General features: G+C 43.6%; 24 protein-coding genes. 16 read left to right on the top strand and 8 right to left on the bottom strand.

The features are described from left to right. The first annotated feature begins 5 nt into the window (after positions 1–5). The 7 genes from ACEZ3G_RS04360 to ACEZ3G_RS04330 all read left to right on the top strand — a co-directional run bounded on the left by ACEZ3G_RS04360 (position 6) and on the right by ACEZ3G_RS04330 (position 3557). Positions 6–464, top strand: coding sequence for a DUF1801 domain-containing protein (locus ACEZ3G_RS04360; protein ID WP_432424222.1), 459 nt, complete (start codon positions 6–8; stop codon positions 462–464). A gap of 162 nt (positions 465–626) precedes the next feature. Next, positions 627–1013, top strand: a complete 387-nt coding sequence (locus ACEZ3G_RS04355) for a VOC family protein (protein ID WP_432424221.1) — start codon at positions 627–629, stop codon at positions 1011–1013. Between the two features lie 128 nt (positions 1014–1141). After that, positions 1142–1654, top strand: a complete 513-nt coding sequence (locus ACEZ3G_RS04350) for an NINE protein (RefSeq protein WP_432425145.1) — start codon at positions 1142–1144, stop codon at positions 1652–1654. A gap of 76 nt (positions 1655–1730) precedes the next feature. Beyond that, positions 1731–2054, top strand: coding sequence for an ArsR/SmtB family transcription factor (locus ACEZ3G_RS04345; RefSeq protein WP_432424220.1), 324 nt, complete (start codon positions 1731–1733; stop codon positions 2052–2054). Positions 2055–2064: 10 nt separating this feature from the next. Beyond that, a complete protein-coding gene (locus tag ACEZ3G_RS04340; protein ID WP_432424219.1) occupies positions 2065–2553 on the top strand; it encodes a DUF6428 family protein in 489 nt (162 codons plus the stop codon). A gap of 10 nt (positions 2554–2563) precedes the next feature. Next, a complete protein-coding gene (locus tag ACEZ3G_RS04335) occupies positions 2564–3052 on the top strand; it encodes a GNAT family N-acetyltransferase (RefSeq protein ID WP_432424218.1) in 489 nt (162 codons plus the stop codon). Between the two features lie 85 nt (positions 3053–3137). Further along, the gene (locus tag ACEZ3G_RS04330) at positions 3138–3557 is read left to right on the top strand and encodes an arsenate reductase ArsC (protein ID WP_432424217.1); all 420 of its coding nucleotides are present in this window, start codon (positions 3138–3140) and stop codon (positions 3555–3557) included. On the opposite strand, the gene ACEZ3G_RS04325 is transcribed toward ACEZ3G_RS04330, so the two are convergent. From ACEZ3G_RS04325 to ACEZ3G_RS04315, 3 genes are all read right to left on the bottom strand, one after another. Further along, entirely contained in the window at positions 3554–5371 is a 1818-nt protein-coding gene (locus ACEZ3G_RS04325) for a GNAT family N-acyltransferase (protein ID WP_432424216.1), read from the bottom strand. The two genes, ACEZ3G_RS04330 and ACEZ3G_RS04325, sit on opposite strands and share 4 nt — an antisense overlap. A gap of 79 nt (positions 5372–5450) precedes the next feature. Continuing rightward, complete coding sequence (locus ACEZ3G_RS04320; protein ID WP_432424215.1) at positions 5451–6701, bottom strand: aspartate kinase; 1251 nt, start codon at positions 6699–6701, stop codon at positions 5451–5453. Next, positions 6698–7177, bottom strand: a complete 480-nt coding sequence (locus tag ACEZ3G_RS04315) for a GNAT family N-acetyltransferase (protein ID WP_432424214.1) — start codon at positions 7175–7177, stop codon at positions 6698–6700. The genes ACEZ3G_RS04320 and ACEZ3G_RS04315 overlap by 4 nt, the downstream gene beginning before the upstream one ends. Positions 7178–7290: 113 nt before the next feature. Here ACEZ3G_RS04315 and fbp point away from each other — a divergent pair, with 113 nt between their 5' ends. After that, a complete protein-coding gene (gene fbp, locus ACEZ3G_RS04310; RefSeq protein ID WP_432425144.1) occupies positions 7291–8298 on the top strand; it encodes a class 1 fructose-bisphosphatase in 1008 nt (335 codons plus the stop codon). Between the two features lie 51 nt (positions 8299–8349). On the opposite strand, the gene ACEZ3G_RS04305 is transcribed toward fbp, so the two are convergent. Then, positions 8350–8769 (bottom strand): TerB family tellurite resistance protein, encoded by a 420-nt coding sequence (locus ACEZ3G_RS04305; protein ID WP_432424213.1) that lies wholly within the window; start codon positions 8767–8769, stop codon positions 8350–8352. A gap of 106 nt (positions 8770–8875) precedes the next feature. Between ACEZ3G_RS04305 and ACEZ3G_RS04300 the strand changes: the two genes are divergently transcribed. Continuing rightward, on the top strand, positions 8876–11341 hold the full coding sequence (locus ACEZ3G_RS04300; RefSeq protein ID WP_432424212.1) for a ligase-associated DNA damage response DEXH box helicase: 2466 nt from the start codon (positions 8876–8878) through the stop codon (positions 11339–11341). A 2-nt stretch (positions 11342–11343) separates the two neighbouring features. Here ACEZ3G_RS04300 and ACEZ3G_RS04295 read toward each other — a convergent pair whose 3' ends face one another. Both ACEZ3G_RS04295 and rbsK read right to left on the bottom strand, forming a co-directional pair. Next, the gene (locus ACEZ3G_RS04295; RefSeq protein ID WP_432424211.1) at positions 11344–12339 is read right to left on the bottom strand and encodes a GRP family sugar transporter; all 996 of its coding nucleotides are present in this window, start codon (positions 12337–12339) and stop codon (positions 11344–11346) included. A 1-nt stretch (position 12340) separates the two neighbouring features. Next, on the bottom strand, positions 12341–13249 hold the full coding sequence (rbsK, locus tag ACEZ3G_RS04290) for a ribokinase (protein ID WP_432424210.1): 909 nt from the start codon (positions 13247–13249) through the stop codon (positions 12341–12343). Positions 13250–13331: 82 nt separating this feature from the next. Here rbsK and pdeM point away from each other — a divergent pair, with 82 nt between their 5' ends. From pdeM to ACEZ3G_RS04260, 6 genes are all read left to right on the top strand, one after another. Next, complete coding sequence (gene pdeM / locus ACEZ3G_RS04285) at positions 13332–14006, top strand: ligase-associated DNA damage response endonuclease PdeM (RefSeq protein ID WP_432424209.1); 675 nt, start codon at positions 13332–13334, stop codon at positions 14004–14006. Between the two features lie 196 nt (positions 14007–14202). Continuing rightward, positions 14203–14997, top strand: a complete 795-nt coding sequence (locus tag ACEZ3G_RS04280; RefSeq protein ID WP_432424208.1) for a tryptophan-rich sensory protein — start codon at positions 14203–14205, stop codon at positions 14995–14997. Between the two features lie 75 nt (positions 14998–15072). Continuing rightward, a complete protein-coding gene (gene mfd / locus ACEZ3G_RS04275; RefSeq protein WP_432424207.1) occupies positions 15073–18462 on the top strand; it encodes a transcription-repair coupling factor in 3390 nt (1129 codons plus the stop codon). An 89-nt stretch (positions 18463–18551) separates the two neighbouring features. Beyond that, a complete protein-coding gene (locus ACEZ3G_RS04270; RefSeq protein ID WP_432424206.1) occupies positions 18552–18905 on the top strand; it encodes a TerB family tellurite resistance protein in 354 nt (117 codons plus the stop codon). Positions 18906–19107: 202 nt separating this feature from the next. Then, a complete protein-coding gene (locus tag ACEZ3G_RS04265) occupies positions 19108–20394 on the top strand; it encodes a serine hydrolase domain-containing protein (RefSeq protein WP_432424205.1) in 1287 nt (428 codons plus the stop codon). Positions 20395–20432: 38 nt separating this feature from the next. After that, positions 20433–21752 carry a thioredoxin-like domain-containing protein gene (locus tag ACEZ3G_RS04260; RefSeq protein WP_432424204.1) on the top strand — a complete coding sequence of 440 codons (1320 nt, stop codon included), beginning with the start codon at positions 20433–20435 and terminating at the stop codon, positions 21750–21752. 6 nt (positions 21753–21758) lie between these two features. Here the strand turns inward: ACEZ3G_RS04260 and ACEZ3G_RS04255 are convergent, their stop codons facing one another. Beyond that, entirely contained in the window at positions 21759–22418 is a 660-nt protein-coding gene (locus ACEZ3G_RS04255; protein WP_432424203.1) for an aspartate kinase, read from the bottom strand. Positions 22419–22481: 63 nt separating this feature from the next. Then, on the bottom strand, positions 22482–22841 hold the full coding sequence (locus ACEZ3G_RS04250; protein WP_432424202.1) for a YraN family protein: 360 nt from the start codon (positions 22839–22841) through the stop codon (positions 22482–22484). 191 nt (positions 22842–23032) lie between these two features. Between ACEZ3G_RS04250 and ACEZ3G_RS04245 the strand changes: the two genes are divergently transcribed. Further along, the gene (locus ACEZ3G_RS04245; RefSeq protein ID WP_432424201.1) at positions 23033–24538 is read left to right on the top strand and encodes a DUF1800 domain-containing protein; all 1506 of its coding nucleotides are present in this window, start codon (positions 23033–23035) and stop codon (positions 24536–24538) included. Positions 24539–24549: the final 11 nt, after the last annotated feature.

Below are 24549 nucleotides of genomic sequence, written 5' to 3'. Positions count from 1 at the left end.
ATAACATGCAGTACAAGGCAAATTCACCTGACGATTATGTGAGCCAACTTCCAGAGGAACGGCGACCCGTGATTTCGAAAATCAGAAAAATCATCCTTGAAAATATCCCTAAAGGGTTCGAAGAGCAGATGAGCTATGGTATGTTGGGCTATGTGGTGCCTCATTCCATTTATCCTGACGGATATCACTGTGACACTAAATTACCATTGCCCTTTATGAATTTGGCTTCACAAAAGAATTTTGTGGCCCTCTACCATTCAGGTATTTATGCGGACCCGAAATTGTATGACTGGTTTGTCGGGGAGTACCCCAAACATTGTAAGCGCAAATTGGATATGGGCAAAAGTTGCATCCGTTTTAAGGCTATGGATGATATTCCTTATGACTTGATAAAGGAGTTGTGCACCAAAATGACCGTCGATGATTGGGTGGCGCTTTATGAAAAAAATATAAAGAAAAAATAACGGTTTCCGACTTTTCGGGAGCGAATAGAAATAAGCATAAACAAATTTAATTTTTTGTGTACCAACCGAAATAATTAAATTTTTTACGCGAAAGCGCAGCGGTTGATCTATGCAGAAAATTTTGATTATAGTCATTTTCAGATTAATACAAATTTTTAATAGATGAAAAAAAGAGTAACAGGACTGGGCGGATTTTTCTTCAAGTGTAAAGACCCGAACAAGACGAAAGACTGGTATAAAACGCATTTGGGCATTCCTACAGATCAATATGGTTGGACCTTTTGGTGGAAAGACAAAGAAGGTAACGATTGTTCTACCCAATGGAGTCCGATGAATGATGACACCTCCTATTTCAATCCGAGTAAAAAGCAGTTTATGATGAATTTTCGAGTCGAAAATTTGATTGAACTACTTGATGTTCTGAAAAAAGAAGGGGTAACGGTCGTTGGCGAAATCGAGGAATACGAGTATGGTAAATTTGGCTGGATTCTAGACCCTGAAGGCAATAAACTTGAACTTTGGGAACCAATCGACAAGGCGTTTCTTTAGAACCTGAATATTTGTTACATTTAGTACTGTATTAACCACCAAAATCAAGAAAGATGTCAGAAGACAATAAAAATTTGGACGACATGGCAGATGATGCTATGGACAGTGCTAAAGAAGGAGCTGAAAACCTGGCCGATAAAGCCGAGGATGCGTTCGACAGCGCTAAAGAAAAAGCAAAGGACCTAGGCGAAAAGGCCAGTGAAAAATTCGAGGATGCCAAAGAGGCTACCAAAGAGTTTGCGCACGATGCCAAGGAGAAAGCGAGTGAATTTGCCGAAGACGCCAAAGAGGCGGCCAGCGATTTTGCCGAAGAGGCCAAAAAGACGGCCAATGAATTTACTGAAAGCGCCAAAGAGGCTTTTGGCGGCGCCGGAGGCGAAAACAAGAAAATATTGGCAGGGATCCTTGCCATTGTCTTGGGTTCTCTGGGCGTACACAAATTTATTTTGGGCTATCAAAAAGAAGGTTTTATTTTGCTTGGCTTTACTTTAATATCGTGGGTGCTTGTTTGTCTTGTAATAGGTGCTTTCCTGATATACATACCGATGCTAATAGGCCTCATAGAAGGCATCATCTATTTGACCAAATCTGACGAAGAGTTTTACAACACTTATCAGGTAGGTAGAAAACCTTGGTTCTAAAGAAAAAGCCGGATGCAAAAATCCGGTTTTTTTATTTTAATTTATTATCGTAATATTGCAATATATAAATATAATAATGGGAGTTACCAAGACACAGATTTTCGATACTGATCAAAACCAATTGGCGGCCATTTTCAAGGTATTGGCGCATCCTGGTCGCATTGCGATTCTACAGTATATAAGTACACAGCCTTCCTGTATATGTAATGATATCGTAGAAGAAATCGGCCTCGCGCAACCCACTATTTCCCAACATTTAAAAGAATTGAAAAGTATTGACTTGATCGAAGGTGAAATCGAGGGCAAAAAAATTTGCTATTGTATCAACCTCAAAAAATGGAAGGAGATTCAAGGACTTTTGAATTCTTTTTTTGACAAAACGAAATATAATTGTTGTTAAAACCATCACTATGAAAACACAGGAATTTTTACTGCTATTGAAAGAAAACCCAAACAAAAGCCTCGTTTTTGAATATAACGAAGGGCATTACGTTGGGGCCAATTATCATATTACCGAAGTTAAGAACGTTACCATCGAGTCGGTAGATTGCGGCGCAAGAACCGATCATTGGAAAGAGACTGTAATACAATTATGGGAAAGTCCTGCAGAAAAGAATAAACGAGAGTATATGTCCACTTTTAAGGCATTGGGTATTTTGAACAAAGTTGACAAAATGAAACCTATGGAAAAAGATGTCGAAGTTAAATTCGAATATAGCAATGACAATTTTCATACGGCCCAACTTTTTGTGAACGATCATATGATATCTGAAGATAGGTTGGTAATAAAACTAGGCGTTGAAAAAACCGACTGTAAGGCGAAAGAAGTCTGCGGTGTTCCCGTGTTAAAGGAGGCCGTATCGGAAGAATGCTGTGCTCCGGGCGGTGGGTGTTGCTAAATTGTAAGAAATGCGTATACGTGAAATGATGGCCAGTGACTGGGATGCGGTCTCCAGAATCTATGCCGACGGCATTGCCACAGGTTTCGCGACCTTTGAAAAAGATATTCCCGACTATGGGTCATGGGATACAAACCACATGAAATCATGTAGGTTGGTCGCGATTAAAGAAGATAAGATTTTAGGCTGGGCGGCACTCTCGCCGGTTTCTAGCAGATGCGTTTATGGGGGTGTTGGCGAGGTCAGCGTCTATATCGAAAAGGATAGTAGAAGAATGGGGGTAGGAGAATTATTAATGGAAAGCTTGATAAGGGAAAGTGAAAAAGAAGGATTATGGACCTTGCAATCGGGAATATTTCCTGAAAACAAGGGAAGCATCCGGTTGCATGAAAAGGTGGGCTTCCGATATATTGGTAAAAGAGAACGGGTCGGAAATCTTGACGGTGTCTGGAAAGACAATCTGCTCTATGAAAGAAGGAGTACGATTGTGGGGATCTAATATCCTCTTGTTTGGCATTTTTGAACAAAGTTGAAAACCAATAAGAAAGATTCCCGCCTTCACGGGAATGACTAAAATCGTAGCGATGAAAAACATATTAGTGCTTTGTACCGGCAATTCTTGCAGAAGTCAAATGGCCCATGGCTATTTGGAAAAGTTAGCCAACGGCAGGGCCAAAATCTATAGTGCCGGTATCGAGACCCACGGTCTGAATCCAGGTGCGGTGGGCATCATGGGCGAAGATGGCATCGATATCTCTACGCATACTTCGAACCATGTCGATGAATATTCGGGAATCGAATGGGATTTTATCATAACAGTTTGTGACCATGCCAAGGAAAACTGCCCTTTTATCCCTTCGAAAAATGCGAAGCGCATTCACCATAATTTTTTCGATCCTTCAAAAGTGGAGGGAAGCGAAGAAGAAAAACATGCGGCGTTCTTAAAGGCCCGAAATCAGATAAAGGAATTCTGCAAAAGCTTTTTGAAAAACGAACGGATTTAAGTGCCGGTACTGTCTTGGGCTTCGGCAAATTTGCGTTCGAGTTCGGCCTGAAATTCTTCCATAACTGGTTTTACGGTACTTTCAGGCAAATCGGAAATCTTGATATACATCAGCCCGTCCACCGAATTGTTAAAGAGTGGATCGACATTAAAAGCGACCACCTTGGCATTTTGCTTGATGTATTTTTTAATCAGTACCGGTAATCGAAGATCGCCGGGTTCGACCTCATTGATCAAACGATCGAACTTGTTCAGATCTGCTTCGGTTTCGTCGAATACGAACTCCTTGTCGGCATCGTTCAGTTTTACCTTGAACTCTTTCTTCGGGCGAATATATTGCGCGACATAGGGATCCCAATAATTACTTTTCATGAACTCGATCATCAACGATTTTGAAAAGTTTGAAAATTGGTTGCTTATACTTACGCCCCCGATCAGATATTTATGTTCCGGGTGGCGTAGAGTAGTGTGTACGATTCCTTTCCAAAGCAAGAACAAGGGCATCGGTTTTTGTTGGTATTCTTTGACGATATAGGCCCTGCCCATTTCTATCGATTTTTCCATCATGGGGAAAAGCTCGGGCTCAAAACGGAATAGGTCTTGCAAATAAAATCCGTCGATGCCATATTGCTTGAAAATATCGGACCCCATGCCCATTCGGTAAGCTCCTACGATTGCTTTCTCATTATCGTCCCAAAGAAAAAGATGGTGGTAATACTCATCAAAAATGTCAAGGTCTATGGCGTTATTGGTGCCTTCGCCTATGGCCCTGAAAGTCACTTCGCGCTGTCTGCCTATTTCCTTTAAAATGAATGGCATATCATGCGCCTGGGCCAGAAAAACCTCGTAGTTTTTGCTTTGCAAAAGGCGGCAATCTTTTTCACGAAGTTTTTCTATTTCTCCCTGTATGACCTCAGTACGTATTGCGGCAACTATCTTTCTCTGTGGTTTGGGAATTTTAAGGGTACCCGGTATTTGATCGATCAACCGCTCTTTTTTATAAGCATTGGCCAATATGTATGTTTTTTTGCGCAAAAGTTCGGTAAAATCCTCCAAGGTCTCATGCTCTTTCTGCGCGTCAACGGAAATAGGTTGGCCAATACGTACCTTGATGGGGCGGTTTCGCTGTGTATAGAGCTCGCTAGGCAACTTCGCCGTGCGAAAGATATCGCTGATTTTCGACAACCGATAAAAAAGTTTGCTGTTCTTCGCGTGAAAATAAATGGGTACCACCGGGACTTCGGCCTTTCTTATCAGCTTCAATGCGGCCTCTTCCCAAGGTTTATCGACGATCAATTTTTCATCTTTGTAGGTTGAAACTTCGCCAGCTGGGAAAATTCCCAATGGATGGCCTTCCCTAATATGCTGAATGGCGTTCTTGAACCCTGCCAAACTGCTTTTGGCATCCTTGCGGTCCTCAAACGGATTCACCGGCATTATATAAGGGGCCAACGGCCCGACACGCTGCAATAAGAAATTGGCGATTATCTTAAAATCACCCCTCAGGGCCACCAAAAGTTTTAATAAGAGAACCCCATCGATTCCGCCCAAAGGGTGGTTTGAAATGGTTATGTAGGGGCCTTCTTTCGGAAGACGTCGAAAATCATCCTCCGGAATCTCAAAATCGATTTCATAATGTTTTAAGATCTCATCTAGAAATTCAGGCCCTTCTAAATGTTTGTTTCTATCATAAAATCGATTGATACTGGATATTCTTGTGACCTTCATCAATACCCACGCCAAAAAAGTGCCTAAGATCCCGTACTTGTCAAGATTTATTGCCTCGGACACCTCTTTTGCGGTCACTAAACCCATACACGGTTTTTAAATTAGATAAAGGCTAAGATAGGAAAAACACGAGAGTTCAAGTCCATTTTAACATTTGGACGATGAGCTATTTGACCACCAATTGCAAAGTTTCCTTGCCGCGTTGTTCGAGCAAAACATCATGTCCGTTGAGCAGGCTTTCTATCGCTTCATTGGTAAAGTGGCGAATGGTATATAATGACACCCCTTCATGATGTACGACTTTGAACCTGCCTTTCAAGAGGGCAAGCAATTCTTCCAACCTGCCGAACCGATTGTCAACACAGACCGAGAAACTGATCGCCGAATTTTGTATCAGGTCGACCTTCATTTTATGATCGTGCAACATTTTGAAAAGCTCGCTTATGCTATCCTCTACGATAAAGGAAAAATCCAATGAGGACAATTTCATCAAGACCTGGTTCTTTTTTACGATAAAGCAGGGTACTTTGGGGTCGATGCCGATTCCTTTGCCGACAATGGTACCCGGGTCTTTAGGATTCAAAAACGATTTGACATTAAGTGGAATCTCTTTTTGCTGCAAAGGCTGCAATGTTTTGGGGTGTATGACCGAAGCCCCATAAAAAGCCAACTCGATCGCCTCTCGGTATGATATTTTGTTCAAAAGTTGCGTCTCTTTAAAATACCGTGGATCCGCGTTCAGTACACCGGGCACGTCCTTCCAAATGGTCACCGAATCGGCATTTAGGCAATAGGCTAAGATCGCGGCGGTATAGTCGGAGCCTTCACGGCCCAGTGTTGTCGTAAAATTATTATCGTCACTTCCTAAAAATCCCTGGGTAATATTGAATTTTTTACGATCGACCTTTGTCTGAACGTTCTGCTGGGTCTTTTCCCAATTGACCGTCGTATCGCGATAGCTGTTGTCGGTCTTGATAAGATTCCGAACGTCGAGCCAAGTATTCGAGACTCCCGATTCGTTGAGGTATTCGCTTATTATCGTCGTCGAGATCAATTCACCATACCCCACGACTTGATCATAGACGAAATTATATTTGGGCGACTTGTTCCAGGCCAAAAACCCATGGACCTCATCGAACAGCGATTTTACCCTGTCATAAATGGGGTGGGATGCATTTTCGAAAAGTCCGTTCAATATGTCATCGTGGTAGTTGATTACATCTTGCAAGGCCGAAGGCAAACTTTGCCCATTTTCAAAATAGGCGTTGACCACGGCTTCCATGGCATTGGTAGTCTTTCCCATGGCCGAGACGACCAATAAGGTATTATGATGGCCCACTTGATCCAAGACCTTGGCCAGATTTCTAACTCCATCGGCATCTTTTACCGATGCTCCTCCGAACTTAAATATCCTCATATATTTTTTAGGTAATTTTTGATTCCCGTTTCGTCCAACTGTACGACATCCCAATCACGCAATACTTTGGCCCCTTTACTTTCATAGAAGCTTATCGCAGGTTCGTTCCAGTCGATAACCTCCCAGTTGATGCGCTTTACCCCAAGGTCGGCGCCATATTTGACAACTTCGTTCAACAAAGCAGTACCCAGACCACTGCCCCTCATATGGTCGGTAACGATTAAATCTTCGAGGTGGATAATAGGTCCTTTCCAAGTCGAATATCTTGGGTATATCAAGGCCATTCCCACGATTTCATCATCTTGTTGGGCCACAAAGCAATGGAACAGTTTTTTAGCGCCAAAACCATCGTTGATCAAATCTTGTGCCGTCACTTCGACGGCATTTCCTTCTTTCTCAAAAGTGGCCAATTCTTGAATCAGTTTGAGAACTTGAGGCATATCGGCTACGGTGGCCTCTCGAATTCTATAATCCATTATTGTTACAAATAAAACACAAAGTTATAAATTTAAAAATCGGTTCAAAACCACAATCATTGTAGTTTCACAAAATACCCGATATTTGTATGCAAATTAACAATCGGTACATGATCAACAAGAAAAATAAGACCCTAGGGGAATTTATTATCGAAAACCAATCTTCTTTCCCGTACTCCTCGGGGGAATTATCAAAACTGATCAACGCCATTCGATTGGCCGCCAAGGTCGTTAACCACGAGGTGAACAAAGCTGGCTTGGTCGATGTGTTGGGCGCTGCCGGCGATACCAATATTCAAGGCGAAGACCAACAAAAACTCGATGTACTCGCAAACGACAAATTTATACAGACTTTAAAGAACAGGGAAATCGTATGTGGAATAGCCTCGGAAGAAGAGGATGATTTTATTACTATAAACAGCAACGATGAACAACATCAGAACAAATATGTTGTTTTGATCGACCCTTTGGACGGATCATCGAATATCGATGTCAACGTTTCCGTCGGCACGATTTTTTCGATTTACCGCCGTGTTACCCCTGTGGGCACTCCGGTCTCTCTAGAAGACTTTCTACAGCCCGGCAACCAACAGGTCGCTGCGGGGTATGTGGTCTACGGAACATCGACCATGCTTGTGTATACCACGGGCGATGGTGTCAACGGATTTACCCTGAATCCGGCGATCGGTACTTTTTACCTATCGCACCCGAACATGCAATTTCCGGAGACGGGTAAAATCTATTCGGTGAACGAGGGCAATTACATACATTTTCACCAAGGCGTAAAAGACTATATCAAGTATTGTCAACAAGAAGAGGGCGATAGGCCTTACACTTCAAGATATATCGGATCGCTGGTCTCCGATTTTCATAGAAATATGATCAAGGGCGGTATCTACATGTATCCGAAAAGCAGTATTTCCGAAAGCGGTAAATTACGATTGTTATACGAGTGCAACCCCATGGCTTTTATTGCCGAACAGGCAAACGGAATGGCCATAGGTGGCAAAAATCGGATTTTGGACATCGAACCTACCGAGCTACATCAAAGAGTTCCTTTTTTCTGCGGAAGTCGAAAAATGGTTGAAAAACTTCAAGAGTTTTTAGATAAATACCATTAAAAAAGGAAGCCTCGGCTTCCTTTCCTTCTATTGTACGATTTTTTTTGGTCCTCATTTTACCAAATACATAAAGTCTTCAAAAGCGATTTTTCCGGTAAAAATGGCAACCGATTTTTCGATGAGCTTGTCCGCTTTGTCATTTGGAAAACCCAACCCTATGGCATATCGCTTTAAAAGTACCGTTTCATTGTCGCTCACCTCATGGTCGGCAATGATTATCTTCATAAGATCATAAAAACGTTCCAATCGCTTTTCGTAGCTCACTTGGTGGTTGATCGGGTACTTGTTTTCCTGTTTCATCACCTCTTTGAACTCTGCATCGGTAATCTGTAGTTTATGGGCAAACTGTTTTAAAACCGCCATTTCTTCATCTCCGATTTCACCATCGACCGCGGCCAAACTGGCGAGGCTTCCAAAATGGGCAAGGTTATTGTTCGATGAATTACTGTCATAAAGATCTTTGATCGACATATTTTTGGTATTTTATCGACTGCAAAGATAATTTTTTTGAAGGTTATTTCGAGGATCATATTGATTATTTATTATCAGTAACTTTCCAAAAGCCCAATAGCGGTAAATGACCCAAAAAGAGCTTTTTAATATCGCCGAGCAATGGTTCCAATCCCAAAATTGGAAACCGTTCAAATTCCAAAAAGATACGTGGAAGGCCTTTTTACAAGGTAAGCATGGGCTATTGAATGCCCCAACAGGAAGCGGCAAGACCTATGCACTATGGTTTCCAATTGTGCTTAACTACATCAAGAAAAATCCGGAGTACAAGACCAAGTATCAAAAGGGATTGAAAGCCATTTGGATTACCCCTTTGCGGGCACTTTCCCTGGAAATCAAACAATCCGCCGAGCGTGTCACGACCGATTTGGGAACACAGATGACCGTCGGTATACGTACCGGGGATACATCGACCAAGGAGCGGGCGCAAATGAAAAGACAAATGCCAGACCTTTTGATCACCACCCCTGAAAGTCTGCAATTGCTTTTGGCCTCTAAGGGGTATGACAAAATGCTCAAAGATTGCTCAGCTATAGTCGTTGACGAGTGGCACGAACTGTTGGGCACAAAACGCGGCGTACAGATGGAACTTGGACTGTCTCGTCTCAAAGCAGTGTCTAAAAATCTGCGCATTTGGGGCATTTCGGCCACCATTGGAAACTTGGAACAGGCCAAACAGGTATTGTTGGGGCCAAATTCGCCGGCTTTTGAAAATTCGGTTTTGATCAAGGCTGAAATCGACAAAAAAATAACGGTCAAGAGCATCATTCCGGAATCCATGGAAACCTTTCCATGGCGTGGGCATCTCGGTATTCGATTGTTGGAAGATGTGGTTCCCATAATCAACAAAAGCAAGACGACCCTGCTTTTTACCAATACCCGTAGCCAATGCGAAATCTGGTTTCAAAAAATCCTGCAAAAACATCCGGAATTTGCGGGCGAAATCGCCATGCACCATGGTAGCATCGATAAAGAGACCCGAATCTGGGTAGAGCAGGCCATCCGTAATGAAAGCCTGAAAGCCGTTGTTTGCACTTCGAGCCTAGATCTTGGGGTCGATTTCGCCCCGGTAGAAACCGTGGTACAAATAGGCGGACCAAAAGGTGTGGCCCGCTTTCTGCAGCGAGCGGGAAGAAGCGGACATCGACCTGGCAAGGAGAGTGTCATTTATTTTCTGCCCACGCACGCCATAGAATTGGTCGAAGCCTCTGCGTTGCAGCAAGCCGTACGGCAGAATGCGGTCGAAGACCGAATTCCGTTTTTGAACACTTTCGACGTATTGCTCCAATATTTGACGACCTTGGCCGTTTCGGATGGATTTTATCCGGATCAAATCTTCGAAGAGGTCAAACAAACATTCTGCTATCAGGCCATTTCGAAAGACCAATGGCAATGGCTGTTGAACTTCTTGGTTTTAGGAAGCCAAAGTCTTCAACATTATGACGAATATAAAAAAGTCGAGATCGATGAAAAAGGAGTGTTCAAGGTCAATAGCCGAACGGTCGCCATGCGGCATCGCTTTCAAATAGGCACGATCGTAGGGGATGCCAATTTAACGGTCAGGTATCAAAAAGGAGGGTATATCGGTACCGTTGAGGAATCTTTCGTCTCTAAAATGACACCCGGTGACGTATTCACATTTGCAGGGAGAAATCTCGAATTCATACGTATCAAGGATATGCAGGTGCACGTTCGCAAATCGACCAAAAAAACAAACAAGGTACCAAGTTGGATGGGTGGCCGCCTGACCCTTTCGGCCCAAATGTCGGAACTTCTCAGAAACGAACTGTATTCGGCAAGTCTGAACAACAAAGACCAATCACCCGAAATAAAATCATTAAAGCATTTGTTCGACCGACAACGATCCGAGAGTATCGTGCCCAAACCCGATGAATTTCTTATCGAGACCTTTGAGACCGATGACGGCCATCACCATATTTTTTATCCGTTCGAGGGGCGTTTTGTGCACGAGGCTATGGGCAGCCTATTGGGTTACCGTATAAGCCTGCTTTCCCCCATTACTTTTTCACTAGCTTTCAACGACTATGGGTTCGAACTGCTGTCAGATCAAAAAATCGATATGCAACAGGTTATCGACAACGATCTATTCTCCAAGGAATATTTATTGGACGACCTGCAAAAAAGTTTGAACTCGACCGAAATGGCAAGGCGAAAGTTTCGCGACATTGCCGTAATCAGTGGCCTGGTCTTTACCGGATATCCGCACAAGGGAATCAAAATGAAACATCTTCAAAGTAACTCGGGCCTACTTTTCAACGTATTCCGCGATTACGAACCCGATAATCTGTTGTTTCAACAAGCCTTTACCGAGACTTTTGAGCATCAATTGGAAGAAGGCCGGTTGCGCATTGCCCTGGAAAGGATCGCCACGCAAAAAATCATTTGGAAGGAATGCAAGGGCCATACTCCGTTTTCCTTTCCGATAATCACTGATAGGTTACGCGAGAAACTGACAAGTGAGAAATTGGCGGACCGCATCAAGAAAATGGCGGCGATACTGACCAAGAAATAATATTATCTGGCAGCGATTATCAATCCCAATCCTACAATATAGAGCAATAGCATGGCATTTAGCATACGGCCAACACCTTTGGGAGCTCCCTTGAACTCCTTCCAAACGAAAATACCCCAAAGTGCGGCAACTACGGTAGCGCCCTGCCCCAAACCATAAGAAATGGCCGGACCGGCCTTATCGGATGCCAGTATACTGAACGACATACCGATGCACCAGATGACGCCCCCCAAAATCCCCATGACATGACTTTTGCGACTTCCTGAAAAATAATCCTTAAAACCGACCGGGGCACCTTCAAAGGGTTTGCGCATCAAAACGGTGTTGAAGACAAAGTTACTGGCCAAGATTCCCAAAGCGAATAGGAATACGGCCGTATACGGGCTCAATTTCCCTGCGCTCGGGTTTTCAAAATCGGGAAACATCGAATTAGCGACATACTTATAAAAAAGCCCCATGAGCAGGCCGGCGACAACTGCCAATACCAAGCCTTTTGTGGGTACTTTTTCTTGTTGCGCCGAAAGTTTGCGATAGGCATTGGCATTCAGCAAAATCGCCAAGACGATAAGGGCCACACCTCCAAAAAGCAGGGTGGCGTTTCCTACGGGCGCATCGATATAATTCACGATGACCCCGATTACCAATGCCAATCCGATTCCGACGGGGAAAGCCACTGACATTCCCGCCAAGGTAATGGCGGCCACCAAAAGTATATTCGCGGCATTGAACAGAATTCCGCCAAGAACCGCGGACCAAATACTGGCATTGTCCGCTTGTGACAGATCTTCGAGAAAAGGTCTTCCACCATCGCCCGTACTGCCAGCGGTCATGGCAAAAAGCCCTGCGAACACAACAATTCCGAAAACATAGTCCCAATAGAACAATTCGAAGCGCCAATCTTTGGCGGCCAACTTTTGGGTATTGGCCCAAGAGCCCCATGCGAACATGGTTATCACGCAGAAAATAACGGCCAGTGTATACGTTTCAATAATGAACATATCAGTTGAATTTTTTGATTTCCTCTTTGTAGGGTGCCGACCCTTGGGCTCCCATTTTCATCACCGAAAGCGCCGCGGCCCTATTGGCATATTCGATACTTTCTTTCCAATTCATGTTTTGGGCAAGGCAAACGGTCAAAACCCCGTTGAAGACATCACCGGCGGCCGTAGTGTCGATTGCCTTTACCGGATATGATGGCACTAAAAAGCGCATCTCATGGTTCATGAAATAGGCTCCCCTATCTCCCAAAGTAATGATTACGTTTTGTACCCCTTTTTGTAGCAAGGCTTGTGCAGCATACTGCATGGAAACTTCATCTTCTACCGAGATTCCGGTCAAGATCTTTGCCTCGGTTTCGTTCGGGGTGATGAGAAAAAGTCCGTCCAAAATTGTATTTGAAAGTTTCTGTGCCGGGGCCGGATTTATAATCAAGGGCTGATCCGTCAGTTTGCTGTAACGTGCCAAATATTCGATGGTTTCGATCGGGGTTTCCAATTGGGTAAGGAATATTCCATCGTCTTCCATTTCTTCCACAATTCCTGAAACATAAGTTGCCGAAAGATCGGCGTTGGTTCCCGATGCTACCACGATTTCGTTTTCGCCTTTTTCGTTTACGGTAATCAGGGCGACCCCAGAGGCCGCATCTTTAATGATTTTTGCAGCATCGACATTTATGCCTTCCTCGCGATATCCCTCCAAGGCATTTTGACCAAAAACATCGTCACCGACGGCGCAGATAAAAATTACCGAACCTCCGGCACGGGCAGCTGCAACGGCCTGATTGGCTCCTTTTCCCCCGGGGAACATAAAAAAATCTTCACCGATGATGGTTTCGCCCGGCTCAGGAAACCGGGTAGTTTTGACGACCATGTCGGTATTGGAACTTCCAACGACTACAATTTTTGGCATTTCGTTTCGGGTCGTAATAACCGCTACAAAGTAATGATTAGGAGCCACAAAAGCAAAAGGGCTTTTAGTACCTTTGGATCAAATGAAGACGCAATCGACAAAAATCAAGAGCCAAACCTTTGTCATGCATCCTTTTGGGGTGCTTTTCTGGCAAGAAAAAGCAATGCTTTTGATAAGCGATGTACATTTGGGCAAGGTATCGCATTTTCGAAAATTCGGGGCGGCCGTACCCCAAAAAGCGATTCAAAGGAACTTTGACCTGCTTGATGAACTGATTTCGTATTTTACGCCAAAAACAATCTGTTTTTTGGGCGACCTCTTTCATTCTTCTTTGAACGCCGAATGGCAACTTTTTGAAAAATGGGTCGAAAGAACGGCCGGCGACATTATTTTGGTCTCGGGCAACCATGATATCATTTCTCCTTTAAAATATCATAAAATAGGGATTCAGGTGATTTCGGAAATCGAATTGGAAGGTTTTCTGTTGACCCATCATCCCGAAGAGCGGGAGGGGCTGTTCAATTTCTGCGGACACGTTCATCCCGCAATTCGCCTGACTGGTTTGGGCCGACAGGCGGTACGACTCCGTTGTTTTTTCAAATCTGCGAGTCAAATGTTGCTTCCCGCCTTCGGGGAATTTACGGGCTCACATATCTTGGAACCGGGTGAAGGTTGCGAAGTCTATGCCTTGTTGGGCGACACAGTTCTAACGGTTCCTATAAAAGTGGGTCGACGAAAAAGGCGCTTAACGAAATAGTCTGGTTTTGAATCAAAAGAGCTCATTTAATAACGTGCAATACGTATTTTTAAAAACTATGAAATGAGCCATAACAAGTGTAGATATTCACCGTGATGTTTTTTGGCGAAATCAAAGATTCATGAACTCCTTATAAAACAATAAGGAGAAAGGTGAATAATTACATTTGACTGACAAAAACCAATAAAAATAATTGATGAAAAAGAATCTTGCCCTTTTAAACCTCTTCTCGGTCATTCTTGTTATTGCCGTAAACTATATCTCGCAAGCCATTCGGATCAACGAAACGACCATTGGTGAGGTCAGCAACAAATATTTTAATCTTTTCACTCCAGCCGGGTATGCCTTTGCGATTTGGGGATTGATATTTTTAGGGTTATTGGGGTATGGTATCTTTCAGGTAAGAAGGGCTTATTCTGACAAGGCTAACGATTTTATCGAACAGACCGGATATTGGTTTACCACTGCCAACCTACTCAATTGTGCTTGGGTTTTCGCTTTTGCCTATGAATACACCGGTCTATCCGTATTGATCATGTTGGGGATTCTGTTCTCCCTCGTTAAGATTATCTTGAACACGAATATGGAACGGTGGGACGCCCCCATTGGAATCATCGCCTTTGTCTGGTGGCCGATTTGTATTTACAGTGGATGGATTGCCGTTGCCACCATTGCCAATATTGCTGCCTATTTGGCCAAATTGAATTGGAACGGAGGATTTCTTTCCGAAACTACATGGACCATCATTATGATTGTCATTGCCACCGTTTTGAACCTTGTCATGATACAAAAAAGGAATATGCGCGAGTTTGCAGCCGTCGGGGTCTGGGCCCTATTTGCGATTTATGTGCGTCATACCAGCGAAGTTGAAAGTATCGCCTACACGGCTTTGGGCGGAAGTTCGATTATTTTGGCCGCTATACTTTGGCATGGTTTTCAAAACCGGAAAACGAATCCGTTAATAAAATTACAAGAACGATTGCGCGGTTGATACATTCAATTTTATCGGCTTTCGGTTGGAATGTGCTTTTGAAAGCAGTTATATTTGCACCTCAAATTTTAACGGTTGGCGCAATCTACAATCCAGCAACTGTTTTCACAGTCTCCGAAAACCCGGAAACTGCAGGATGCCATTGCCCGATCCGATGCTTCAAGTCCCTTTGCGGTCCAACTTAAAGGATTAACGGGTTCTTCACTTTCCTTTGTTTTGTCGGATGCCTTTCGAAATTCGGAAAAGCCCTTTCTTTTGATTTTCGAGGATAAGGAAGAAGCGGCCTACTACCTCAACGACCTCGAACAATTGATCGGTGAGAAAGATGTGCTTTTCTACCCCGGAAGCTATCGTCGCCCCTACCAAATAGAGGAAGCCGATAATGCCAACGTACTGTTGCGTGCCGAGGTATTGAACCGTATCAATTCGCGAAAGAGGCCGGCGGTCATCGTGACCTACCCCGATGCGCTGTTCGAAAAGGTGGTCACCCGCAGGGAATTGGAAAAGAACACGCTGAAAGTCAAACTAGACGATACGCTGTCATTGGATTTTCTCAACGAGGTACTTTTCGAATATCGGTTCAAACGTGTCGATTTTGTTACTGAACCAGGTGAGTTTTCGGTTCGCGGCGGCATTGTCGATGTATTTTCGTTTTCTCATGATGAACCCTATCGTATCGAGTTTTTCGGTGACGAGGTCGATAGCATTAGAACCTTCGATGTAGAGACCCAACTTTCTACCGACAAGGTCAAGAAAATTAGTATCATTCCCAATGTGGCGAATAAGTTCATGGAAGAGAAAAGGGAAAGCTTCTTGAACTATATTTCGGCCCAGACATTGGTTTTCATAAAAAATACCGACTTGCTTTTCGACAGGTTTGACGATTTTTTCCGAAAAGCCGAACAGGCCTTTTCGAAATTGTCAGGTGACATCAAGCACATCCGACCTGAAGAGCTTTTTTTGAATTCAAAGGTTTTCAAAGGGCAACTCAAAGATTTTGTCTTGATTACCCAAAACGGTACAAAAGATGACGACATTACCATCGTTCTTGATGTGACATTTTGTACCAAGCCCCAGCCTTCTTTCAATAAAAAGTTCGACCTGCTCATCGAAAATCTGAACGACTACAAAGACCGGGGCTACACGAACTATATCTGCTGTGCCAGCGAACAACAGGCGAAACGTTTTCATGCCGTTTTCGAGGATGCCAATGAACATGTGCATTATGAAACAATCGTTTTTCCTTTGTTCCAAGGGTTTATCGATGATGACCAAAAAATCGTTTGTTACACCGATCACCAGATCTTTGAACGCTACCATAAATTCCACCTGAAAAATGGCTATGCCAAAAAACAGGCCATTACCTTAAAGGAACTCAACAAACTTGAAATCGGCGATTATGTGACCCACATCGACCACGGTATTGGAAAATTCGGCGGGCTCCAAAAAATTGATGTGGAAGGAAAAAAGCAAGAAGCCATCAAATTGATGTACGGTGATCGTGATACGCTTTACGTCAGCATACATTCCTTGCACAAAATATCAAAATTCAACGGCAAGGACGGTGCCGTGCCCAAGATTTACAAATTAGGTTCGGCAGCTTGGAAAAAACTAAAGCAAAAGACGAAATCACGGGTCAAGAAAATTGCCTTTGACCTAATCGAAGTATACGCCAAACGGCGTTTGGAAAAAGGCTTTCAGTATGCTCCCGACAGTTATTTGCAAAATGAGTTGGAGGCTTCATTTATCTATGAAGACACTCCGGATCAAAGTAAATCGACCGAAGATGTCAAGCGCGATATGGAAAGCGAACGTCCCATGGATCGATTGATCTGTGGCGATGTCGGTTTCGGAAAGACCGAAGTTGCCATTCGTGCCGCGTTCAAGGCGGTGGACAATGGCAAACAGGTGGCGGTCTTGGTACCGACGACGATCTTGGCCTTTCAGCACCATCGCACCTTTTCGGAGCGCCTAAGTGAAATGCCCGTTACCGTAGATTACCTGAACCGTTTCCGTACGGCAAAAGAACGCCGCGAAACGCTGGAAAATTTAGCTTCCGGAAAAGTCGATATTATAATCGGAACCCATCAACTGGTCAATAAAAATGTGAAATTCAAAGACCTTGGGTTGTTGATTGTAGATGAGGAGCAAAAATTCGGTGTTTCCGTTAAGGACAAATTGAAATCGATCAAGGAAAATGTCGATGTGTTGACGCTCACTGCAACGCCGATTCCGAGAACATTGCAATTCAGTTTGATGGCCGCCCGCGACCTATCGGTAATCAATACCGCGCCGCCCAACCGTTATCCGATTGAAAGCCAGGTAATTCGTTTCGCGGAGGCTACCATTCGTGACGCCATCAGCTATGAAATTCAAAGGGGCGGGCAGGTTTTTTTCATCCATAATCGGATCGAGAATATCAAAGAAGTTGCCGGAATGATACAGCGGTTGGTGCCCGATGCTAAAGTCGGCATCGGTCATGGTCAAATGGAGGGCAAAAAACTGGAATCGCTTATGCTCGGTTTTATGAACGGCGAATTCGACGTATTGGTTTCGACCACCATTGTCGAAAGCGGACTCGACGTGACCAACGCCAATACTATTTTTATCAATAATGCCAATAATTTTGGGTTGAGCGACCTGCACCAGATGCGGGGCCGGGTCGGGCGGAGCAACAAAAAGGCCTTTTGCTATTTCATAACGCCCCCGTACGATGTAATGACCCCAGATGCCAGAAAACGCATCGAGGCCCTAGAACAATTTACGGCCCTCGGCAGCGGTTTTAATATTGCCATGAAAGACCTTGAAATACGGGGAGCAGGCGATTTACTGGGGGGTGAACAAAGCGGATTTATCAATGAGATCGGATTTGAGACGTATCAAAAAATACTTTCAGAAGCGATAGACGAACTCAAAGAAAACGAATTTAAGGAGCTCTACGATGAGGTCGAAGGACATAAGGAAAAGGTTTTCATAAAGGAAACCCAAATCGATTCGGATATTCAGTTGCTCTTTCCCGATGATTACATCAATAATGTCACCGAGCGCTTAACGCTTTATACTGAATTGAACCAAGTAAGTAATGAACAGGGCCTGCAGGAATTCGAGGCACAGTTGGTCGACCGTTTTGGCGAACTGCCTTCACAGGCTGAAGATTTATTGAACTCGGTTCGGGTAAAATGGATCGCCAATGGCATCGGACTCGAAAAAGTGGTTATGAAAAAAGGCAAATTGATAGGTTACTTTATCGGCGACCAACAATCGGAGTTCTATCAAAGTGCGGCTTTTACAAAAGTGCTGCAATTTGTGCAATCGAACCCGCAAAAGTGTAAGATAAAAGAAAAGCAGACCCGAAATGGGCTGCGCCTTTTGTTGGTTTTTGAAGACATTACTTCGGTTGAAAAAGCTTTGAGGGCTTTGATTCCATTTGAAGTTCGACTTAGGGGAGAGATGGCCAAGTTTTGATAAAACTGTGAACAACTATCGGTCGCCAATCCATAATCCAACCCCATAATTGTTATATTTGGCACTTTCTAACCCACAATTAGAAATTCATGACCTCACTGACCACCGACTTTGATATAGTCGAAAAATTAGCCATTGTACAAACCGTAGATTCCCTTATTCTGGCTGATGGAATCGTTCATTCGTTAGAGATCAATGCCTTACAACGACTTATGAGGCGTATCGATTTCGACAGTAACTTTATTTTACAGGCGCGTACCATTGAACCTGAAAAGGGAAGGTCCATAATGCGGAATATGCCGTATGAAAAGAAAGAGGCCTTGAAAGAAATTTTGGATGAAATCGCCATTGCTGACGGCCTGGTTCACGAAAAGGAAAAAGCCTTGATTTCTCGCATTATTAACGCCATTGACCATGTTAAAGGCGTTCGAAAAGCTGAATAGAAGGTCGTACCCTTTCGCTTTTGACCTGTTTTTATAAGATATAAGCTCGATGATGTCGAGTTACTTCTGTATTGCATTATATTTATTGGCCACAAGCTAATTTATGCTTTCACCCGGGGTAAGTTATGAAGAGCAGACATAATCAATAACCCTATTGAAACCATGGTTTGATGGTAATTTGAACCGGAAATATCATCGCAAAATGAAAACTCGAATCCTATATTCGCTGGCCTTTCTACTTTTTTTGATCATTGCCTGTAAGGAAAACCAGCCTAAGACCCAAGTTGCCGAATCCGCTGCCCAAATGGTCATAGACCAAACCGCGAAGTCGCGGATCGATTCCGTTTTGAAAGGCTTCGTCGATTCCGGCAATATAGCGGGGGTTTCCGCTCTCATTTTTGAAAAGGACAAGGAAGTTTATTTCAATGCCTTCGGATACGCCGATCGCGAGGCTGAAAAACCGATGGACCGCAATACCATCGTACAGATCTATTCAATGACCAAACCTGTTACCGGTACGGCCTTAATGACGTTGTACGAGCAGGGCAAATTCGATTTGGACGACCCTATTGAAAAGTATGCTCCCGAATTTTCGAAAATGACCGTTTACACCGGGGTCGATAAAAATGGAAAGATTTTGACAGAGCCACTAAATCGCCCAATAACGATTAGGGATGTGACCAGGCACACTGCGGGATTTTTGAATCGCGATGGTATTCCGGGATTAAGCGAACTGCGTACACAGGCAAACATATATGACCGTGAATCTACACTGACCGATTTGGCCGAAAAATTGGGTCGAATACCGCTATGGTTCCAGCCGGGCACACAATGGGAATATGGCCCCTGTGTCGATGTGCAGGCCTTTTTGGTCGAGCGCATTTCGGGTCGACCCTATGGGGAATATGTGCGCGAACATGTACTTGACAAACTCGGCATGGAAGAAACACGCTACTTTATCCCCGAGAATGACCGTGACCGTTTTGCGGCATTATACAGAAGAAAAGGCGAAGGTGCGCTAGTGCGCGATAGCGTTACCTATGGCAATTATACCGAAAGATGGCCGATGACAAGAGGTGGATCCGGACTCACATCGACCTTGGACGACTATATGAAATTTGCTAGAATGTTGGTCAATCAAGGTGCTTTCGATTCAATAACTGTATTAAAACCCGAAACCGTAAAATTAATGGCGACCAATCAATTGGCCGATAGCATTGCCGAACGTAACTTTTTGCCCAGCAAGGGGCAGGTAGGTTTTGGTATCGATTTTGCCGTTCGGGTGGCACCTCCCATAAATGCCGAGGAAAACAATGGGGTCGTCGGCGAATTCTTTTGGGACGGTGCGGCAAGTACTTTGTTCTGGGTGGATCCGGTCAACGAACTGACCGCTGTTCTTTTTGTACAGTTGATGCCGTATGACGGTATCGGGCTCCATAAAAGTTTCCGTGATGCGGTTTATGGCCCGTTCAGAGCAAACTCCGACTGAAAATATTACATTTGAAGCCAAAACCGAATTATAGTCTTATGAGGAATATCCTGTTGTTTGCTTTTGTCGTTATTACATCTTTTCTCAATGCCCAGCATACCATTTCCGGTACTTTTTCGCCCGCCAAGGATTTTACATGGGTAATCGCCTATCAAATCAAGCCCGGCACCCAGGCCTATATTGCCGATACCGCCGTTGAAGATGGTAGGTTCACCCTTCAGATTCCGGCGAACGCGCCTTCCGGTACCTATCGATTGGTCTATGCCGTTCCGCAGGAAGAATTCTATTTTGACGTTATCTACAACGGCAAAGAGAATGTTCAACTTGCCTTCGATGCAAGGCAAGGTATTTCTTTTATGTCTTCGGAGGAAAACAAGATTTTTCATTCGTATTTTAAGGAAGTTACCGGAGTCAAACAAGAGTTTATGGATTTCTATTCGAGCGGAAATTCAGACAAAGAAGTTTATGGGAAATTGACTGAAAAATTAGAGGCCGTCCAAACTTCGTATGAGCAGGGTACCGAGGGTATGATAGTACACAATTTTGTAAAGGCCAACCGCCCTTACATTCCAACGGAATATGAAACGACAGAATCGTACTGGCAACACAAGAAAGAGAATTTTTTTGAATATCTTGATGTAAAGAACACGGTACTACAAGCATCTGGTTTTTTGACGGAAAAGTTGACCAGTTACGTATTTACCCCGGTAAGTGCGGAAAAAGTATCCAAGGCCGCAACGGAAAGAACATTACAGGAAAACATCAAAACGGTGCATGGGCAACTCAAAGAAACCGCCCCGCTCTATCAAATGCACGTTTTCCATACATTATGGAACAAAGCTACCTCGAATGGTTTTGATGATACGGCCGATTTCATTTTCACATCTTATTTGAAAGATTTGGCAACGGCTACGAACAATCAAAAAATAATCACCGATATCGAAACGAACAATCGTCTCAGGGTAGGTGCGAAAGCCCCTGAGATCACATGGAAAGATGGTGACGCGACCAAAAGGCTGAGCGATTTGGAAGATGCCGAGTGCTATGTGGTCATTTTTTGGAGCAGTACGTGCTCACATTGCCTTAGAGAGCTTCCGCCTTTACATAAAAAGTTGGCTAACTATAAAAACGTGAAAGTACTTGCGGTGGGATTGGAAGAGAACGAGTCGACCTGGAAGACTGAATCGGCCAAATTATCTCATTTTGAACATGCCCTGGCACTCGGAAAATGGGATAGCGAGTATGTAAAGACATATGCCATTCAACGTACCCCCACATACTACGTATTGGACAGCGACAAACGTATTCTTGCCACCCCCCAAAGTGACAGGTCTCTAGTTGAATTTCTGAACAACTAAAACCGATTAGAGTGTTTTAAGGTCTTTGATGGTCTTGAACGCAATATCGACCTGATCGTCATTGACCAAAATTGTAAATTCGTTCGTGGTCGATATAACTTCGTACAGAACGATACCTTCCCAGGCGAGGCGCTGAAAGATAAAATAGTAAATTCCGGGGACCGAAACATTTTCGGCAGGTAACTTTACGGTAATCGAAGAAAGTTCCTCCGCCTTTTGCGTGCATTTCTCAGCCTTGAAAAGAGACTCAACGGTACTGTCCAAAATATTGCTGACCACAATGTTCAATTCGTTCACTCCGCGAGATGAAGTGTAAAATACATCCTTGTTTTTGTTCACTTCTTTCAACAACAGCGTCTGGTTCTCCAAAATCGAATCTGAGACCAAAAAGGTGAAATCGGTCAAAGACGAACGTACGGTAATTTCACCAATATTTTTGAGCACTTTGATAATCTTATGGGTCGCCCGAAACTCGAGGTCATCTGAAAGACGCTTCAATGCCATAACTATGGCACCATTGCGAATTTCCTTTCCAAGCTCATGTTCGATTTCGGGCTTGACTATTCTTGACAACGACGTAAGGTTGATGATTCCTTGAGCCAGGGCACTTTGAAGAAAAGGTTTCTTTTTAATGTAATGCTCTACTACTGAAGAGATAGTTTTCATTTGTTGAATAGGTTGATTTGATGAATTATCAAAATTAACAAATTGTTACAAATAAAACAAATATTAGAAATGATAAAAGGCACCTTCTAAATGCTCGATTTTAAAGATTTTGTTATTCTTAAGTATGGTAATGACATCGAAACGCGCCTCTACGTCTAAATTAGCTTCGGTAATATAGTGATCGGCCGCAGTTACCAACAGTTTTATTTTCTTGGGTGTAATGGTATCGGCAATTGGGATTATACGGTCATTGCTGCGGGCCCTAACTTCGACAATGGCCAGAATTTTTTCCTTTTGGGCAATGATGTCGATCTCGGATTTTAAATACCGATAGTTGCGGTATTTTATTTGGTATCCTTTTTTTATCAAATAGTCCGCGGCGATCTGTTCTCCTTCCTTTCCGAAGTCATTATGTTTCCCCATTGAATTTTAAAATATTGTGGTTCAATTGTGCATTTCATCGAAAAAAAGTGCAATTGAACGGTATATTCGTTCCAAGCTTCTTAAATTGGTACTCCATTCAACGAAAATAGATGCAATAGAATACTATCCAAAACTTTGAGGCGTTAAGAATCTGCCCCCTACGCACATGAACTGTTCTTAACCTTAAAACTATGGAATATTTCGTTAATTGTAATACCTCTACATTAGCGCAGTACACAACCCCTTTGAATAAATCGAGGGCTGCACATTTGTACAGAAGACTTGGGTTCAGTGCCTCGGTAGACACGATCAATGCGGCCGAAAACTCGCAGGCAGGTCCCTTGGTCGACACCCTTATCAATCAGGCCATCGGCATGGCCCCGTCCGCTGCTCCGACTTGGGCCAATTGGAACAATAGCAATTACCCGGCAGACGATGACGCGGCAAATCAGTTGAGAAATGCCCAACGTGCAGAGTGGAGACTTACCTATGGCAATGCACTTCTAAACAACAATCTTAGAGACCGCCTCAGTTTTTTCTGGAGCAACCACTTTGTCACTGAGATAGACATATATAATTGTAATTCATTTCTTTATAAATACATCGATTGTCTTCAACGCAATGCCATCGGCAATTTCAAGACCTTCGTGAGCGAAATCGGACTAACAGATGCCATGCTCTATTATTTGGACGGAGTCTATAACAATGGCGAAAACCCAAATGAAAATTATGCTCGTGAGCTATACGAACTATTTACCCTTGGCGAGGGCAATGCATATACTGAAGAAGATATTATCGAAACCGCTAAGGCACTCTCCGGTTATGTCGAGCGTGGCGAAATTGGCTGTGAAGCCGTCGTCTATGACCCCACCAAACATGATGGCGGCAGCAAGACCATTCTGGGCCAGAGTGGTAATTGGGGCTACGACGATGTCATCGACATCTTGTTCCAACAGCGCGCCAATGAGATAGCCGAGTTTATCTGTAGAAAATTATATGAGTTTTTTGTTCACCCCGATTCGAAAGAAGATTTTGTAAACTCGACGATCATACCTGGTTTGGCGGCCACCTTTGTAGCGAACAATTTTGAAATTGCCCCGGTTTTGTCGCAGCTATTCAAGAGCCAGCACTTTTTTGATGACGAGGCCATTGGGGTCATTATCAAGAGTCCTTACGACCTGTATTTCAATTTCATAAAGGAAACCGATTTTGCCTATACCGATACTACGGTAGAAACGGCCATAAATTATAGTGGCATGTTGGGCCAGGAAATGTTCGACCCCGTCGATGTCGCCGGATGGCAAAGAGACCGTCAATGGATCAATACCAATTTCATGATCGGGCGTTGGCTTACCATGGAAGCTATTGTCGATAGCTTTTATCAAAATGACGAGGAGCAGTTCAGGGCATTCGCCATGGCCGCTGTCGGATCTGCGAATAGCAATACCAGTAACCCTGAAATTGTGGTTCAGGCCATTGTTGACAAAATAACGCCAAAAGGAATGTATACCGAACAAGAATTCAACAATTGTATGTCGGCCTTTTTGATCGAGGATGTGCCCATGGAGTATTACAGTCCAGATTATCATCCTGGAGGTAATTCGACTTGGGTCTTGAGCATCTACCCATCGGTTCCGCTTCAAGTGCAATTATTGGTAAGACACCTTACAAGACAACCCGAGTTTCAACTAAAATAAAACCTACGATT

The organism is Meishania litoralis, assembly GCF_042611095.1.
GTDB lineage: Bacteria > Bacteroidota > Bacteroidia > Flavobacteriales > Flavobacteriaceae > Meishania > Meishania litoralis.
Note: the sequence above shows the minus strand (reverse complement) of the source record. Positions and strands in the feature narration are given on the sequence as shown.

What these genes read in the sequence shown, in the direction of transcription:
- ACEZ3G_RS04360 (WP_432424222.1), top strand. Translation starts at nt 6, where the DNA reads ATGCAGTACAAGGCAAATTCACCTGACGATTATGTGAGCCAACTTCCA.
- ACEZ3G_RS04355 (WP_432424221.1), top strand. Translation starts at nt 627, where the DNA reads ATGAAAAAAAGAGTAACAGGACTGGGCGGATTTTTCTTCAAGTGTAAA.
- ACEZ3G_RS04345 (WP_432424220.1), top strand. Translation starts at nt 1,731, where the DNA reads ATGGGAGTTACCAAGACACAGATTTTCGATACTGATCAAAACCAATTG.
- ACEZ3G_RS04340 (WP_432424219.1), top strand. Translation starts at nt 2,065, where the DNA reads ATGAAAACACAGGAATTTTTACTGCTATTGAAAGAAAACCCAAACAAA.
- ACEZ3G_RS04335 (WP_432424218.1), top strand. Translation starts at nt 2,564, where the DNA reads ATGCGTATACGTGAAATGATGGCCAGTGACTGGGATGCGGTCTCCAGA.
- ACEZ3G_RS04330 (WP_432424217.1), top strand. Translation starts at nt 3,138, where the DNA reads ATGAAAAACATATTAGTGCTTTGTACCGGCAATTCTTGCAGAAGTCAA.
- ACEZ3G_RS04325 (WP_432424216.1), bottom strand. Translation starts at nt 5,371, where the DNA reads ATGGGTTTAGTGACCGCAAAAGAGGTGTCCGAGGCAATAAATCTTGAC.
- ACEZ3G_RS04320 (WP_432424215.1), bottom strand. Translation starts at nt 6,701, where the DNA reads ATGAGGATATTTAAGTTCGGAGGAGCATCGGTAAAAGATGCCGATGGA.
- ACEZ3G_RS04315 (WP_432424214.1), bottom strand. Translation starts at nt 7,177, where the DNA reads ATGGATTATAGAATTCGAGAGGCCACCGTAGCCGATATGCCTCAAGTT.
- ACEZ3G_RS04305 (WP_432424213.1), bottom strand. Translation starts at nt 8,769, where the DNA reads ATGTCGATCAAAGATCTTTATGACAGTAATTCATCGAACAATAACCTT.
- ACEZ3G_RS04300 (WP_432424212.1), top strand. Translation starts at nt 8,876, where the DNA reads ATGACCCAAAAAGAGCTTTTTAATATCGCCGAGCAATGGTTCCAATCC.
- ACEZ3G_RS04295 (WP_432424211.1), bottom strand. Translation starts at nt 12,339, where the DNA reads ATGTTCATTATTGAAACGTATACACTGGCCGTTATTTTCTGCGTGATA.
- rbsK (WP_432424210.1), bottom strand. Translation starts at nt 13,249, where the DNA reads ATGCCAAAAATTGTAGTCGTTGGAAGTTCCAATACCGACATGGTCGTC.
- pdeM (WP_432424209.1), top strand. Translation starts at nt 13,332, where the DNA reads ATGAAGACGCAATCGACAAAAATCAAGAGCCAAACCTTTGTCATGCAT.
- ACEZ3G_RS04280 (WP_432424208.1), top strand. Translation starts at nt 14,203, where the DNA reads ATGAAAAAGAATCTTGCCCTTTTAAACCTCTTCTCGGTCATTCTTGTT.
- ACEZ3G_RS04270 (WP_432424206.1), top strand. Translation starts at nt 18,552, where the DNA reads ATGACCTCACTGACCACCGACTTTGATATAGTCGAAAAATTAGCCATT.
- ACEZ3G_RS04265 (WP_432424205.1), top strand. Translation starts at nt 19,108, where the DNA reads ATGAAAACTCGAATCCTATATTCGCTGGCCTTTCTACTTTTTTTGATC.
- ACEZ3G_RS04260 (WP_432424204.1), top strand. Translation starts at nt 20,433, where the DNA reads ATGAGGAATATCCTGTTGTTTGCTTTTGTCGTTATTACATCTTTTCTC.
- ACEZ3G_RS04255 (WP_432424203.1), bottom strand. Translation starts at nt 22,418, where the DNA reads ATGAAAACTATCTCTTCAGTAGTAGAGCATTACATTAAAAAGAAACCT.
- ACEZ3G_RS04250 (WP_432424202.1), bottom strand. Translation starts at nt 22,841, where the DNA reads ATGGGGAAACATAATGACTTCGGAAAGGAAGGAGAACAGATCGCCGCG.
- ACEZ3G_RS04245 (WP_432424201.1), top strand. Translation starts at nt 23,033, where the DNA reads ATGGAATATTTCGTTAATTGTAATACCTCTACATTAGCGCAGTACACA.